A 15,296-nucleotide genomic window follows, 5' to 3' on the forward strand; every position below is an offset into this window, starting at 1 on the left:
TTTGGGCAAGATAGTTATTTAAAATTGTAAACTAAAAAACCTTGTCAAACGTGTAAATTGCCGTATATTTGCAGTGGCAAGTCCTACACAACCAGCTCCTGTTGAATCCCCCAGGGCGGGAACGCAGCAAGGGTAGACGGTCGTAGCGGTGTGATGTAGGTAGCTTGCCATTTTTTATGCGCTTTATTTGCAATTCTTACCCCTTAAACGCATCTTTGCTTTCATTCGATATTAAGTATGTCTAAAGTAGTCTTCATTACGGGAGGATCTTCAGGAATTGGAAAGGCCATTGGCGATTTCTTAACTGAAAAAGGATACAAAGTATACGGTACTTCCAGAAATCCGGATAATTACGTCTCAAACTCTAAATTTACGCTACTTAAAATGGATGTTGGTAACTCTTCATCCATAGAAGAGGCCGTTTCCGAAGTAATAAAAAAAGAGGAGCGGCTTGACATCCTTATTAATAACGCCGGGGTAGGTATCACCGGCCCTGTGGAAGAAACCCCCGATAACGAGATCCTGAAGGCATTCGACACTAATGTGCTGGGTCCTATACGGGTGATGAAGGCGGTTTTACCCCAAATGCGTGCACAGAAAAGCGGCCTGGTGATCAACATTACTTCTATCGCTGGATATATGGGGCTTCCGTATCGCGGGATCTATTCTGCTACTAAATCGGCCCTGGAGATCACTACAGAGGCCATGCGAATGGAAGTATTACAATTTGGCATTGAAATGGCCAATGTTGCTCCCGGGGACTTCGCCACAAACATTGCCGCCGGACGATATCATGCTCCCCAACTTGACAGCTCTCCCTATAAAAAGGCCTATGGCCATACCCTGAATATGATGAATGAACATGTAGACCAGGGAGAAGATCCTTCACAAATGGCAAGGGCTATCTACAAGATCATACAAACACGCAAACCTAAGGTGCGTTATCGAGTAGGGGCGTTCCTCCAAAAGTTTTCGGTTGTTCTTAGAAGAGTTTTACCCGGTAGAGTATACGAACGCATGCTAATGAATCACTACAAACTGAAGTGATCCCCATTACCCAACTATTTGTGATTATCTACTTAGTTTATCAACAAAAATTTGTGTGAAATTTTCCTGTCTTTCATTGAAGGAACCTTTATTCCTTTGTACTTTTGTGCCAATCTAAAAATTATATAAACAGCATGAAATTTTTCATTGATACAGCAAACCTTGAACAAATAAAGGAAGCTCAAGAACTTGGTGTCCTAGACGGGGTTACCACCAATCCATCCCTGATGGCCAAAGAAGGGATCACGGGACGAGATAATATCCTGAAGCACTATGTGGATATATGTAATATTGTAGACGGTGATGTTTCTGCTGAAGTTATTGCTACAGATTATGAAGGCATCCTTCGTGAAGGGAAGGAGCTTGCCGCCTTGCATGACCAGATCGTTGTAAAGGTTCCCATGATCAAAGAAGGCGTGAAAGCCATCAAGTATTTTTCGGATCATGGAATTAAAACCAACTGTACTTTAGTGTTTTCTGCCGGACAGGCATTACTGGCAGCCAAAGCCGGTGCCACGTATGTGTCCCCTTTTATCGGGAGATTGGATGATATCTCTACAGATGGATTAAACCTTATTGCGGAGATCCGACTTATATACGACAACTATGGCTTCGAAACACAAATACTTGCTGCTTCTGTACGTCATACCATGCATGTACTGGAATGTGCCAAGATCGGCTCCGATGTGATGACAGGCCCGCTTTCATCTATCGAAGGATTGCTTAAGCATCCACTTACGGATAGTGGATTGGAAAAGTTCCTTGCCGATTATAAAAAAGGTAACTAAAAAATAAGGTAACTAAAGAATAAAGCTTCGGAGATCCCGGAGCTTTTTTTATAGATTAAGGTAACCCAACAGATTTTCTTCTATAGTAGGAGAGAACAGATTTGAATGTCCGTCCAGAATAATTCCGTTCTTGTCTACGATGATAGCCTTATTCATGGAGTTGATAAGTAATTTCTGCTCTGCATCTTTTACATTATCAAGTTGATATTCGTGATTGGTGTTATATCCCGATTTATATACAACTTCCTTCCATTTCTTAAAATGAGTATCGGTATTTATGCCTTTAAAATCGTATTCGGGGTATTTTGATTTCAGCTCTGCGGCGCGAGAATGTAAATTTCGGAAATGCTTCACAGATTCTGCAGACCAGAAATACAATACGGTAGGCTTATTTACGATAGAATGCACATCCTTCATTACATTGTCGTAGTTCACCAGCATTACATTGGGTAAGATATTACCAGGGGTAAGTTGCATGGTGGTTGCGGCAAGTTTTTCAATATGCTCGTGATGTTCGGGATTTGTGTTCGTCTTATTGAAGATGGCAACCATCTGTTTTTCATTCTCAATATCCTTGGCATTGATGAGGTAGCGACGCGCACAGGTATACAACAGGCTGTTCTTCAGAATTTCACATTCCACAAGGCTGTCTATTATCTTAATCTTCTCATAGCTATGATTGAAACTATTTCGGTTGAGATAATTCCCCGAATTATCATTTTTGCTATGAGCCAGGTTGTCGAAGTACCTGTTCAAAAATCTATAGTATGGGTAATAAGCGCGCAATTCCTTGTTCCCAAAATCTATTTCTTTCCGGTAATCGTAAAAATCTTCCGGAAAATCCTCCGGCTTTAAATTTTGGTTAGTGACGTTAGCCGAGGTATATAGCTCTTTTTTCGAATAATAATCGTAATCGATATTTGCTAGAGCTACTTTTTTGAAATCGGAGCACAATCCCTGGTTTTCTGCATAATCATTGAAAAGCTCCATCCGCAAGGCTCTCAGAGAATCTATCTTAGCTTCAAATTCTACCGGCTTGAGACGGTAAAGCGATGGCATAAGTGTATTTTCACTCTCGTTCATAAGGAAGAGGTCCATCAAAAGGTTGTTGCGTGCAGCTCCAGTCCCAGAATAGGTAAGGGATTCGTCAAAATCGACAGTGTTCACCCGTAGCATCAAACTATCTCCCGGTTCGAGATAAAAGATCTGGTATTCGTGATGACGGAAGGAATACAGCCCCGGTTTGATACATTCGGATTGATAATGGAAGAAATTCTGGGAATCCAGTTTAATGGTGTCCATTACCTCATTATCCTTAAGCAGCACCACGTAATCACTTTTGGGATTAACGATCTGTCCCCCTATCCAGGTCATATCAGATTCGCTCTTAGAGCCGTTCTCACAGGAAAGAAAGGGGAGGCAAACAATGAGTAGAAGTAGTGTTCTAATCAATAGTATTTCTTTTTTGATACACAAAGCAAAAGTAATTCACACTTGTTCTTCTATGTGTTAATTACTAGTTAAAAGTAATTTTAAACAGTATCCGCTTCTTCAATAGCAGTTTATTAGCTACTTTTGCGGCGAATTTATAAAATTTTATGGGCACATGCTTTCAGTGAATAATTTATCGGTTCAATTTGGGAAAAGGATCCTTTTTGATGAAGTGAATACGCAGTTTGTACAAGGAAACTGCTACGGAATAATTGGTGCTAATGGTGCAGGGAAATCTACTTTTCTGAAGATCATAGCAGGAAAACAAGAACCTACTTCCGGAAGTGTACACCTGGAGCCGGGGAAAAGAATGTCTGTACTGGAACAGAACCACAACGCCTATGATGAATACCCGGTGCTGGAAACTGTGGTACGAGGTAACCAGGAGTTGTTTGCCATAAAATCGGAGATCGATAAACTTTACGAGGACTATTCAGACGAGAACGCCGAGAAGATAGGGGAGTTACAGGTGGCATTTGAGGAAATGAACGGCTGGAATGCCGATAGCGACGCCGCGGCCTTGCTTTCTAATCTGGGCATCAACGAATCCTTGCATTATAACCTGATGGGTGATCTGGACGGAAAGCAAAAGGTGCGGGTACTCCTGGCGCAGGCTCTATTCGGTAATCCGGACCTGTTGATCATGGATGAGCCTACCAACGATCTGGATTATGAAACTATCACCTGGCTGGAGAATTTTCTGGCCAATTACGACAATTGTGTGATCGTGGTATCTCACGACCGTCACTTTTTGGATGCGGTTTGTACGCATATTAGTGATATTGACTTCGGAAAAATAACCCACTACAGCGGAAACTACACGTTTTGGTACGAAAGTAGCCAGTTAGCAGCCCGTCAGCGTGCTCAACAGAACAAAAAAGCCGAAGACAAGAAGAAGGAACTAGAAGAATTCATCCGTCGTTTCTCGGCCAACGTAGCTAAATCGAAACAAGCTACCAGCCGTAAGAAGATGATCGAAAAACTAAACGTGGATGCTATTAAACCTTCAAGCAGACGTTATCCGGCTATTATTTTTGAAAGAGAAAGAGAAGCCGGAGACCAGATTTTGAATATCGAAGGACTTACGGCCAGCCTGGACGGAGAAATACTATTCAGGAATGTAGATTTAAACCTGGCCAAAGGAGACAAGGTTGTAGTGTTTTCGCGCGATTCGCGTGCAACTACTGCCTTTTATGAGATCTTGAACGACAACCAGAAGGCAGATTCCGGTAGTTTCCAATGGGGGGTTACTACTACCCAGAGTTATTTACCCCTGGATAACGAACATTTCTTTCAAAACGATATGTCGTTGGTGGATTGGCTACGGCAGTGGGCAAAAACCGAAGAAGAGCGGGAAGAAGTGTATATACGCGGATTTCTGGGTAAGATGCTTTTCAGTGGGGAAGAAGCCCTTAAAAAGTCGAATGTACTATCGGGAGGAGAAAAAGTTCGGTGTATGTTGAGTAGGATGATGATGATTCGAGCGAATGTGTTGATGCTCGACGAGCCTACTAACCACCTGGACCTTGAATCCATCACCGCTTTCAACAATTCCTTGAAGAACTTTAAGGGAACCGTGCTATTAACAACTCACGATCACGAATTTGCCCAAACTGTAGCGAACCGGGTAGTGGAGATCACGCCAAATGGGGTAATAGATCGTTACACTACCTTCGACGAATACATGAACGACAAGAAGGTTAAAGAACTACGTGAAAAGATGTATTCGGTAGTGGTATAGGGCATTAAGCGTTGTAATATTTACTGTCCCATATCGCATTGTTGAAATTCTTTCCTTTGGCGAACCCATAGAAGAGTACGATCCCACCAACCGATTTGAACATAAACAGGAACATAAGAATATATTCCTGCATCGCTGCAGTATGTGTAAACAAGCCCATCGGGGTAATAGCGGTAAGCAATGCACTAAGCAGGAAGACCGTGATCACAAGATTTTCGAAATTCTTATATGGCCACATCAACAACTTTCTAAACGGGTGCAGATCATTACCCCATTTATGGATAAGATAGAAATAATCATTACCCATTGGCGCAAAGAGCAGGGGGTCGTCTGCATTCTCTAGCTTGAGACGTTTGGAGGGAGCCACAACTTTAAAATGAGAGAGGGAAGTATTGTGATCTTTTTCTATCTGTCGTATTTTGGAAATTGCTTCTTCCGGGAACTGTCCTTTAAAGAAATTACTATCGAGGAACCGTAAACGATATGTGACACAAAGTTTCCTGATATCTGTAAGATGGTATATCCTTTCCGCCTGGAGCTTATCTGGGTTAAAAATGTTTTCTTCAGAAGAGGGTTGTTGGAGGTTTTTGGATATTCTGTCTCGCTCACGATCCGTAGCGGCAAGAATTTCCGCAACTTCAGTCAAAATATCTTCAGAAGAGATCCTTCTGTCTCTTGTTTTCTGAAGTACGGTTTCCATGTTTGTTTTTGAAAACATAGCGTATTTTTTATAAAAGTAACGACCAAAGTAATACGAGGCAACAATTTAACAATTCTGAAAAAAATTAAATAAAACCTACGTTGGTACGTTCCCATTGTATAAATGTTTACATTTAATCCGAAAAATTTCACCATGAGTTCAAAATTATATCTATCGGTTCTCTTAACTGTTTTCGTAACTGTTTCAACCTTTGCACAGAAATATACGAACACCGAAATGTCTGAGGTTACTAAATCGTATCAGGGAAACGAATTTTCATCAAATAAAACATTATCCGAAAATCTGAAGGAAGCCAAAGGATTTAGTTATTTCTCGGAGATACTTGAAAATTATTCGGAAGAGATATTTACGGATGAGTTTATGGGAACCGTGTTTGTAATATCAGATGCGGGTGTAGAAAAAGTAAAAGAGGAAAATGAAACCTTCGATTTTTCCGATCCGGCTTATCAGAAGTTTCAATTACAGTTCTTTACGATCCCCGGCAGACTAGATGCTCACGCCATTAAAAAAGCTGTTGAAAAAGGAGGAGGTAGCGCAAGTTTTAAAACTTTGGAGGGAGCAGTGATCGTTATACAGAAAACTGGAGATCAATTGTATCTGTATGGCCCCGATAATGCAAGATCCAAAATTATAGCCTCAGATTTTTTCCATCGTCACGGTTTCTTTCATATTGTAGAAGGTCCGTTGGCGCCATCAAATAATAAAGAGTAGCAACTTAGAAATATTCTATCTAAGCGTTGCCCCGAAGTCCTTTTCAAATTTTTGCTGAAGCTTTTGCATGATCTTATCGATCTGTTTATCGGTAAGAGTCTTGCGCTCATCCAGGAGAGTAAAGCTCAATGCGTAGGACTTCTTGCCTTTCGGCAGGCTTTTCCCGGTATACACATCGAAAAGCGACACATCCTTGAGGAGTTGTTTTTCGGTTTGCATAGCGGCTTCTTTAAGTTTTCCGAAGCTTACATCATTATCGAGCAACAAGGCGAAATCTCTTTTCACCAAAGGATATTTCGGAATAGGTTTCAACTTAAAGTTATCAACCTTGATCGATTTCAGAATAAGATCCCAGTTAAAATCGGCATAAAGTGTTTCTGCCTCAATGTCGAAGTGATCGCGAATGTTTTTATTGATAAGTCCGAATTCTACAATAGCTCCGTTTCCATTAGTATATAAAAGCCCTTCAGAAAATATATCACTTTTCACATCTTTTACCGAATAATCGCAAAGACCCAGACGTTCCAGAATAGCCGTGATCACACCTTTAAAATAAAAGAAATCACTTTTTTGGGAAGACACGACCCAACTGTCTTCGTTGCGCTCCCCAGAAACCGTTAAAGACAAATGCTTTTTCTCAGCCCTGCCATCCGGATAGTTATGGTAAGTAGTGCCAAATTCGAACAGCTTTATATCTTTCATCTTCCGATTCACATTATAGGAAAGTGCTTCCATTGCCCCGTATAGCATGGATTGCCGAAGAACGGAAAGATCCTGGCTCAATGGATTAAGGATACGAACACTCTCATTTTCCTTCTCCACTATACTCAAGCTAAGATAAGCAGGGGAGGAAAGGGAATTTGCCAGCATTTCATGAAATCCGAGTGCTGTAAGTTGTGCTGCCACCTTATCCTGGATGAGGTGGTCTTCCACTTTTTTTGTTTCTGAAATAGAAGCGTTAAGTTTTTCCGAGAACCCTATCCTGTTATAGCCGTATACCCTTAGTATCTCTTCGATCACATCTGCTTCTCGGGTAACATCGTTCCTATATGCAGGAATAGTCATTCCTATGCCCGTTTCGGTTACGTTATTCACTTTTATCTCCAGGGAGGTTAAGATCTCTTTGATCGTTTCCTTTGGGATCTCTTCCCCAATGAGACGGGTAGTATTTTCGAAATTTAGAACCACCTGATGGTCTTCGATCTTTTTCGGATAGATATCTACCACATCGCTGCTAATTTCTCCGCCGGCCACTTCGGTGATAAGGATGGCGGCTCTTATCAAGGCGTATTCGCAGGCGTTGGGATCCACACCGCGTTCAAATCGGAAAGAAGCATCGGTGTTGAGTGCGTGGCGTTTAGCAGTCTTTCTAACGCTTACAGGATTGAAATAAGCACTTTCAAGAAATATACTTGTGGTACTTTCGGTAACACCGCTGTTCATTCCACCAAAAACTCCGGCTATACACATGGGTTTTTCGCCGTCACATATCATGAGGTCCTCTTCGTGTAATTCCCTCTCCACTCCATCCAGGGTTATAAATTTTGTGCCTTTATCGAGAGTTTTAACCTGGATCTTATTATTGGCGATCTTTACAGCGTCGAAAGCATGTAAGGGTTGTCCCAGTTCGTGTAATACATAATTGGTGATATCTACCACGTTATTGATGGGTGTGAGCCCTATAGCCTTTAATCTATTTTGCACCCATGCAGGGGAAGGACCAACCTTGATACCGCTAATGGTTACACCGCAATACCGTGGTGCGAGGGTATTATCTTCAACCTCCACATCGATGCGAAGTGTTCTGTTGTCTACATGAAAACTACTGTTGGAAGGTGTAATAAGTTCCAGGAGGATATCCTGCTGTAAAAGTCCGGCTCTAAGATCCCGAGCAACACCCCAGTGGCTCATGGCATCGGCGCGGTTGGGAGTAAGTCCGATCTCGAATACATCATCCTTTTCAATTTCGAAAACTTTAGAAGCAGGAGTACCGGGTTTTAATTTGGAATTAAGCACCATGATCCCATCGTGACTTTGTCCAAGGCCTAGTTCATCTTCGGCGCAGATCATTCCCATACTGGTCTCACCGCGGATCTTACCTTTCTTAATTTTCCATGGTTCTCCATCGGGGCTATATAAGGTTGTGCCAACCGTTGCTACCGGCACCTTTTGTCCCTTGGCTACATTAGGTGCACCGCATACGATCTGTACAGGCTCTCCATCTCCAAGATCTACTTCTGTGAGTTTTAGTTTATCGGCATTAGGATGCTTTTTACAGGCTACCACATGACCAACAACTACTCCCTCCAGTCCGCCAGGCACAGAAGTGAATGAGGTGATTCCCTCAATTTCCAGCCCCAGGTCTGTTAGCAACTCACCTGTGCGTTCGGCTTCCCAGTCTATATTGATGAATTGCTTAAGCCAATTGTAAGAGATCTTCATGAAGATTTAAATTTAAGCCTACAAAGATAAAACAATGCCAATACCATTCAAACATTGCGGCAGAATTTGTACTTTTAAAATCTAATTAGTTAAACCATTATAAATGAAAGTAGTATTAAAACTTTTTTTAGTGATCTTCGTATTTGGACTTACCTCTTGTAGGGACGCTAAAAAAGAAGAGGCAGAGGACGAAGCAGTCATCGAGCAGATAGAAAATATCGAGCAGGAAACCGAAGAAATTGAAGAGTCTATAGAGGTTAAAGCCGAAGAGTTAGAGGAAGCATTAAGTGAATTAGACAGTATTTAAAAACAAAAACATTATGAAAAATTTGATAAGATCCCTTATAATCGTTGCACTTGTGGTATTTGGTACAACAGTGAACAGTTATGCGCAGGACAGTGATGGAGCTGTTACCAAGAAAGTGGAGGAAAAGAAACAAAGAGTTGAAAAGAAAACGACAACTACCGATGCGGATAAGGAAGCCAAAATGAAGATCGAAAAGGAAATGAAGGCCGCTAAAGATGTTGAAGGTAAGATGGATAAGGAAAAGGCAAAGCTTAAGGATATGGATTCTAAGGTTGAAAAAGAGGCTAAGAACAGGTCGGATAACATGATGAAAGATGCCAAGGACAAAGCAGATAAAAATGTTAGCGAGGCAGAAAAGGCTGCGGCGAACAGGTTGAAGAACGCCGACCCCAGTAAGAAGACCGGTGTAGAAACGCGAAAGGCAGAAATTAAAACTAAGGCTGCCACCATGGATGATGCCAAAGCCAAGCTCACCAAAACCAAGGCTAAGATGGAAGGACATCAAAAAGCTTTAGACAATGGTGAAAAGAGAATTGAAGCTGCCAGAGCCAGAGTGGAGGCTGAAAAGGCAGAAGGAAAGATCGACGCTGTGGAATACGCTAAGAAAATGGAGAAGATCAAAAATGCAGAGGATCGTCTCAACAAATTTAGAGATGCTCTTGATAATGCGAATTCTAAGGTGGAAGCACAAAATGCCACTCTTGTTAAAATGAATTCGAAGGAAGATCAAAACTAGATCAACTTACTAAGTTATAGAACAGGCGTCTTTTAGGGCGTCTGTTTTTATATATACCAATACGATGTTCAAAGCACTTTGTTTCATACTGCTTAGTCTGAGTTTATTTTCATGTTCTCAGCAACCTCACCATCCAAACCATGGTACCTGGCGAGTGGTGCTCGAACTTGGCGACAAAAAGGAGTTGCCGTTTACAGCTAATTTCCGAGAGGATCATACATTTATCTATCACAACGCAGAGGAAGTATTAGAGACCGACGAGGTAATCATAAGAGGCGATTCGATAATAATTACACATCCTGTTTTCGAAGGGGTTTTAAAGGGAACATTCACCGCAGAGACCATAACAGGCAGCTACATTAAGTCCAGTTTAAACAGAGTAGTCCCTTTTACAATGACTTATGGCGATCATCCTCGATTTTATACGAACAAAGAGGCCTCGGCGAGGGTAGAGGGAACGTGGGAAGCCGTATTTAGTCCGGGCTCGGACACAGACAGATATATCGCCAAGGGTATTTTTAAACAGGAAGGAAGTAAAGTAAGCGGGACTTTTAGAACTACCACAGGAGATTACCGTTATCTGGAAGGGGTAGTAGAAGGGGATACTCTCCGCTTGTCCACATTCGACCATGCCCATGCATTTTTATTTGAAGCTAAGGTAACCGACAGCACTATGACTGGGATCTTCTATAGCGGAAACCATTTTAAAGAACCGTTTTCGGCTGTGAGGAATTCGGATTATGAATTACCCCGGGCAGATTCTCTTACTTTTTTAAAAGAAGGTTACGATTCTATAGCATTTAATTTTCCGGATACTGAAGGGAAAATGGTATCTCTGGATGATGAAAGATTTCGGGAGAAGGTTGTTATTGTACAGATTATGGGTAGCTGGTGTCCAAATTGTCTGGATGAAACTCGTTATTATACAGATTTTTACAAAAAGAATAGAGGAGAGGACTTAGAGTTCGTTTCCCTGGCTTTTGAATATGCACCCACCGAAGAAAAAGCCATGGCGGCAATAAAACGATTAAAGGAAAAAGTAGGTGTTCCTTACCCCATTCTCCTGGCACAAGCGGGTAGCAGCGACAAACAAAAGGCGAATGAAAAATTACCCATGCTAAATCATGTGCTGTCTTATCCTACTACTATTTTCATTGATAAGAAGGGTGTAGTAAGGAAGATACACACCGGTTTCAACGGACCAGCAACCGGAGAGAAGTATACCGATTTTATCGAGGAGTTTGAGCGGTTTATTGCTTTACTCAGGGCAGAAGATTAATCTCGATTAGGGATAGTTTTGTAGGATCTCATCGGAAAGCTTCCCAATACTGTTACCCGGATCCTGTATTAGAACCGGGTCGGATTTTTTTGCTTTTTCAATTACCATCATGTGTCCTTTTACTTCAACCAGGAATTTTCCGTCCGGAACGTCTTTTGCTTTAGTTTTGGCCAGGCTCTTCGTCATGACGATCCCAATATGGGCATAAAATTTTTCCCAGTCTACATCGTAATTTCTAAATTTCTCCAAAGTTGGGGTAGACCATATATGATAGTGTAAAGCTTCGGGTGTTTTCTGTTCGAGCACCGGGCCTAGATAATTTATTAGGGCCTGAAGGGCACATCCTTTCTTTACGTCGTAAACATCCTTAATATCTGAAGTTTCTTCCTCTTTTTTTAACTCGGGCTGTTTAATTTTTACATTCAAATATTCTGCGGCTTCTTCAATAGTTGGGCCGTCTTTTTTGCCATTACCCCTGGAACGTACCCATTTATCCAGGATAACCCAGTTTTCCTCAGGATTATCAGACATTCCCTTTTTAAGGGCATTCAATGAAACCTTATCTCCTCCTCCCAACTTCATCTGGATGACTGCCGGAGAATCGATAATACTTACAGATTTTAATTGCAGGCTGCCGGCATTATCGGAAACGAAACCATTGGCAAGGTCCTGCGTTTGCCTGATCACACTGGATTGGGGCCTATTGTCTGAAAATTGAAAATTGGAGTTGCTGGGTTGTTGTTCGCCAGCCGACTTTATTTTAGCAGGGGCGGCGTGATTCTTATGTTCGTAAGAGGCAGACATGCATACGGAGATTGATATAATTAGATCTCAAGTTATTAGGATTTACGAACAATTTTATTACGTATAAACCCTTATTTCAGAAAAACATGTGTATAAAAAAGGCCCATCGAAAACGATGGGCCTGGGTCAAAAATTAAGTTGCGTTTTGTTAGATCACTCGTACCTGAACTGCATTTAATCCTTTTTTTCCTTGTTCAAGCTCAAACTCTACTTCATCTCCTTCGCGAATTTCGTCAACTAAGCCGGTTGCGTGTACAAAGTGTTCGGTTTGTGAATCATTTTCTGTAATGAAACCAAAACCTTTAGCGTCATTAAAGAACTTAACTGTTCCTTTAGTCATAATAAATAATAATTAATTAATAAGTTGCAAATGTAGTACTTATAAACTCCACGAGCACTACTTTGGCGAAATATTATGAATATTTGTGCTGAAGGAGCTAAAACTTATAGCGAAGTGTAAGGATATAATTCCCGTTTCCTGAAGCGAAACTCACATCGACGGGCGGGTCGGTGTATTTATTTGTAAACAGATAAGTGCTACTAATCCCAACCGTCGCTCCGGCCAGTACATCCCAAAAATCGTGATAACCATCCGGCCCCTCCATCCGGCTTACGCCCACTACTCCGGCCAGCACATAGGCTGCCCACCCGTATTTCCAGCCATATCGCCGCTGAATAAAAGATGCTCCACTGAAGGCAGATGCGGTATGACCACTGGGAAATGCGTCGTATTGCTCCCTACCCTCCGGTCTGCGTTTTGCAATGATATATTTTAAAGAATAGGTTAGTGCTAGGGTAGTGCCATAAGAGAAAGCAAGTTGTTTAGTACCCTGATAATCGCCCTTTATGAGTGTTAGCATTGCGGCACCGGCAGGTAAGGCAATTTGTAGTACATCTCCAGAGCCTTCCAGCACGAATTCCCACTGTTCATGACCGCCATCGGCAGGAGAAATAGGATTTTGGGCCGCACCATTCAGTATAAAAAACAGGAATACGAACACGGGAATATATGTGGTGAATCGAGCTGTCATTCACGTTCAGATTAGTTAGTTGGTATACAATATAACGTGTTAAATATGAAAAACTTATGAAGAAAACCTACTTTTTGGATCACGAAATATAATTCCAGATGTTCCTGTATTTAGCTAATTGAGAATAAGTATGCTTAACAGGAGCGTTTTCAGGGTGTTCAAGGGCTGGATCCTCTTTCAGGGTTTGAAAGGCATAGGAGCGGGCTATCTTTAGTATTTCCCCGTCTTTTACAATATCTGCGATCCTTAAGTTAAGTACACCGCTTTGCTGAGTTCCCATTAGATCGCCGGGTCCCCGTAGTTTTAGGTCCATTTCGGCAATTTCGAAGCCGTCATTGGTGCGGACCATGGTTTCCAATCGCGTACGGGCATCGTGAGTGAGTTTATGGCCGGTCATTAGGATGCAATAGCTTTGTTCCGCACCGCGGCCTACGCGGCCGCGAAGTTGGTGGAGTTGGGACAATCCAAACCGTTCGGCGCTTTCTATTACCATTACGGAAGCGTTTGGGACATCAACACCAACTTCAATGACGGTGGTCGCCACCATGATCTGTGTTTCTCCTTTTACAAACCTGTCCATTTCAAAATCTTTATCGGCCGGTTTCATTTTTCCATGAACAATTGATATTTGATATTCCGGCAACGGAAACTCTCTCACAATACTCTCATAACCATCCATGAGATCCTTATAGTCCAGAGCCTCACTTTCCTCTATTAGCGGGTATACAATATACACCTGCCTGCCCTTCGAAATTTCTTCCTTCAGAAAGCGAAAAACCTTAAGTCTGTTTGCGTCGAATCTGTGTACCGTTTTTATAGATTTTCTACCCGGTGGAAGTTCATCGATCACACTAATATCCAGGTCGCCATAAACACTCATTGCAAGGGTTCGGGGAATTGGAGTTGCAGTCATTACAAGAATGTGAGGAGGCTTCTTATTTTTTTGCCAGAGTTTACTTCTTTGAGCCACACCAAAACGGTGTTGTTCATCGATCACAGCAATGCCCAAATTTTTAAATTTCACCTTATCTTCGAGCAATGCATGTGTGCCAACAAGTATCTGTAAAGAGCCATTTTCGAGATTTTCGTGAATTTCTCGTCTATTTGAAGTGGTGGTTGAACCAGTGAGAATAGAAATACTGATTTTCAACTTATTACACCAATCCAATAAACTATTATAGTGTTGGACTGACAAAATTTCAGTTGGCGCCATTAAACAGGCTTGAAAACCGTTGTCAATGCCTATAATCATTGACATGAACGCAACTATGGTCTTCCCGCTTCCCACATCTCCTTGCAACAAGCGGTTCATTTGTGCATTGCTACCTACATCCTTTCTAATTTCTTTGATAACTCGCTTTTGCGCAGTGGTAAGTTGGAAGGGTAAATGTTCCGAATAAAAGGTGTTGAAATACTCCCCTACTTTCGTAAAAGGATAGCCTTTAATTTTCGATTTGTGGACAAGATTTTTTCGAAGAAGTTGGAGCTGAATATAGAATAATTCTTCAAATTTTAATCGGTATTGTGCCCTTGCCAAAAGCGTTGCATCTTTAGGAAAATGAATGTTGAAAAGTGCCTCCTTTTTTGGCAGTAATTTCAGGCTATTTAGAATGGTATTTGAAAGACTCTCAGCGAAGTTATTTTTGGACTCAACAAACAGTTGTTCCATCAACTTAATGATCACCCTGTTCGTGATACCTCGACTATTTAATTTTTCGGTGGAAGGATATACTGCCTGCATGGCCGATCGAAGACTTTTTTCATGTTCTTCCTGTAATTCCATTTCGGGATGAGGCATAGAAAAGTGATCGTTAAACCAGTTTGCCCTTCCGAAGATCACATAGGGATCATTTATCTTTAAGTTCTCACGGATCCATTTTATACCTCGAAACCATACCAGTTCCATTTTTCCGCTCTCGTCGGCAAAGGTGGCAACCAGGCGTTTTCCTCGTTTTTGCTCTACTGTTTTAATATGCGTGATCTTACCGATGAGTTGAACCTCTGCGTTCGTTTTTTGTAATTCGGAAATCTTATAATATCGCGTACGATCCAGATAACGATTAGGAAAAAGATTGATAAGATCCTGAAAAGTGTGAATACCCAACTCTTTCTTGAGGAGATCTGCCCTGTTAGGCCCCACACCTTTTAGATATTCAATGGGAGTTTGAAGGAAATTGGTATTCATAGAACGAATTTAA

The 15,296-nt window shown here is 41.6% G+C and carries 14 protein-coding genes and 1 other RNA gene; 8 read left to right on the top strand and 7 right to left on the bottom strand.

Features of this window, described 5'->3' with window-relative positions; translation table 11 throughout:
• Positions 1–74: 74 nt before the first annotated feature.
• The 3 genes from ffs (at position 75) to fsa (ending at position 1,835) form a co-directional block, all read left to right on the top strand.
• Positions 75–173: signal recognition particle sRNA small type (gene ffs, locus C5O00_RS10650), an RNA gene on the top strand.
• A 64-nt stretch (positions 174–237) separates the two neighbouring features.
• Positions 238–1,047: an SDR family oxidoreductase gene (locus tag C5O00_RS10655; RefSeq protein ID WP_105216835.1), complete on the top strand. Its 810-nt coding sequence runs from the start codon at positions 238–240 to the stop codon at positions 1,045–1,047.
• Between the two features lie 134 nt (positions 1,048–1,181).
• Positions 1,182–1,835 (top strand): fructose-6-phosphate aldolase, encoded by a 654-nt coding sequence (gene fsa / locus C5O00_RS10660; RefSeq protein WP_105216836.1) that lies wholly within the window; start codon positions 1,182–1,184, stop codon positions 1,833–1,835.
• A 48-nt stretch (positions 1,836–1,883) separates the two neighbouring features.
• Here fsa and C5O00_RS10665 read toward each other — a convergent pair whose 3' ends face one another.
• Positions 1,884–3,287 (bottom strand): TlpA family protein disulfide reductase, encoded by a 1,404-nt coding sequence (locus tag C5O00_RS10665; protein WP_158676831.1) that lies wholly within the window; start codon positions 3,285–3,287, stop codon positions 1,884–1,886.
• A 154-nt stretch (positions 3,288–3,441) separates the two neighbouring features.
• Here C5O00_RS10665 and C5O00_RS10670 point away from each other — a divergent pair, with 154 nt between their 5' ends.
• Positions 3,442–5,067 carry an ABC-F family ATP-binding cassette domain-containing protein gene (locus C5O00_RS10670; protein WP_105216838.1) on the top strand — a complete coding sequence of 542 codons (1,626 nt, stop codon included), beginning with the start codon at positions 3,442–3,444 and terminating at the stop codon, positions 5,065–5,067.
• A 4-nt stretch (positions 5,068–5,071) separates the two neighbouring features.
• Here the strand turns inward: C5O00_RS10670 and C5O00_RS10675 are convergent, their stop codons facing one another.
• Positions 5,072–5,785 (bottom strand): hypothetical protein, encoded by a 714-nt coding sequence (locus C5O00_RS10675; protein WP_105216839.1) that lies wholly within the window; start codon positions 5,783–5,785, stop codon positions 5,072–5,074.
• Positions 5,786–5,920: 135 nt separating this feature from the next.
• Between C5O00_RS10675 and C5O00_RS10680 the strand changes: the two genes are divergently transcribed.
• On the top strand, positions 5,921–6,499 hold the full coding sequence (locus tag C5O00_RS10680) for a fasciclin domain-containing protein (protein ID WP_158676832.1): 579 nt from the start codon (positions 5,921–5,923) through the stop codon (positions 6,497–6,499).
• 15 nt (positions 6,500–6,514) lie between these two features.
• Here the strand turns inward: C5O00_RS10680 and pheT are convergent, their stop codons facing one another.
• Complete coding sequence (gene pheT / locus C5O00_RS10685; protein WP_105216841.1) at positions 6,515–8,941, bottom strand: phenylalanine--tRNA ligase subunit beta; 2,427 nt, start codon at positions 8,939–8,941, stop codon at positions 6,515–6,517.
• A gap of 103 nt (positions 8,942–9,044) precedes the next feature.
• Between pheT and C5O00_RS10690 the strand changes: the two genes are divergently transcribed.
• The 3 genes from C5O00_RS10690 to C5O00_RS10700 all read left to right on the top strand — a co-directional run bounded on the left by C5O00_RS10690 (position 9,045) and on the right by C5O00_RS10700 (position 11,263).
• Positions 9,045–9,248: a hypothetical protein gene (locus C5O00_RS10690; RefSeq protein WP_105216842.1), complete on the top strand. Its 204-nt coding sequence runs from the start codon at positions 9,045–9,047 to the stop codon at positions 9,246–9,248.
• A 13-nt stretch (positions 9,249–9,261) separates the two neighbouring features.
• A complete protein-coding gene (locus tag C5O00_RS10695; RefSeq protein ID WP_105216843.1) occupies positions 9,262–9,984 on the top strand; it encodes a hypothetical protein in 723 nt (240 codons plus the stop codon).
• A 64-nt stretch (positions 9,985–10,048) separates the two neighbouring features.
• Positions 10,049–11,263 carry a peroxiredoxin family protein gene (locus tag C5O00_RS10700; protein ID WP_105216844.1) on the top strand — a complete coding sequence of 405 codons (1,215 nt, stop codon included), beginning with the start codon at positions 10,049–10,051 and terminating at the stop codon, positions 11,261–11,263.
• A gap of 6 nt (positions 11,264–11,269) precedes the next feature.
• Here C5O00_RS10700 and C5O00_RS10705 read toward each other — a convergent pair whose 3' ends face one another.
• The 4 genes from C5O00_RS10705 to recG all read right to left on the bottom strand — a co-directional run bounded on the left by C5O00_RS10705 (position 11,270) and on the right by recG (position 15,283).
• Positions 11,270–12,067 (bottom strand): hypothetical protein, encoded by a 798-nt coding sequence (locus tag C5O00_RS10705; RefSeq protein ID WP_105216845.1) that lies wholly within the window; start codon positions 12,065–12,067, stop codon positions 11,270–11,272.
• Between the two features lie 148 nt (positions 12,068–12,215).
• Positions 12,216–12,407 carry a cold-shock protein gene (locus C5O00_RS10710; RefSeq protein ID WP_105216846.1) on the bottom strand — a complete coding sequence of 64 codons (192 nt, stop codon included), beginning with the start codon at positions 12,405–12,407 and terminating at the stop codon, positions 12,216–12,218.
• 97 nt (positions 12,408–12,504) lie between these two features.
• Entirely contained in the window at positions 12,505–13,098 is a 594-nt protein-coding gene (locus C5O00_RS10715) for a phosphatase PAP2 family protein (RefSeq protein WP_105216847.1), read from the bottom strand.
• Positions 13,099–13,177: 79 nt separating this feature from the next.
• On the bottom strand, positions 13,178–15,283 hold the full coding sequence (gene recG, locus C5O00_RS10720; RefSeq protein WP_105216848.1) for an ATP-dependent DNA helicase RecG: 2,106 nt from the start codon (positions 15,281–15,283) through the stop codon (positions 13,178–13,180).
• Positions 15,284–15,296: the final 13 nt, after the last annotated feature.

Origin of the sequence: Pukyongia salina (genome assembly GCF_002966125.1) — a bacterium.
Classification (GTDB): domain Bacteria; phylum Bacteroidota; class Bacteroidia; order Flavobacteriales; family Flavobacteriaceae; genus Pukyongia; species Pukyongia salina.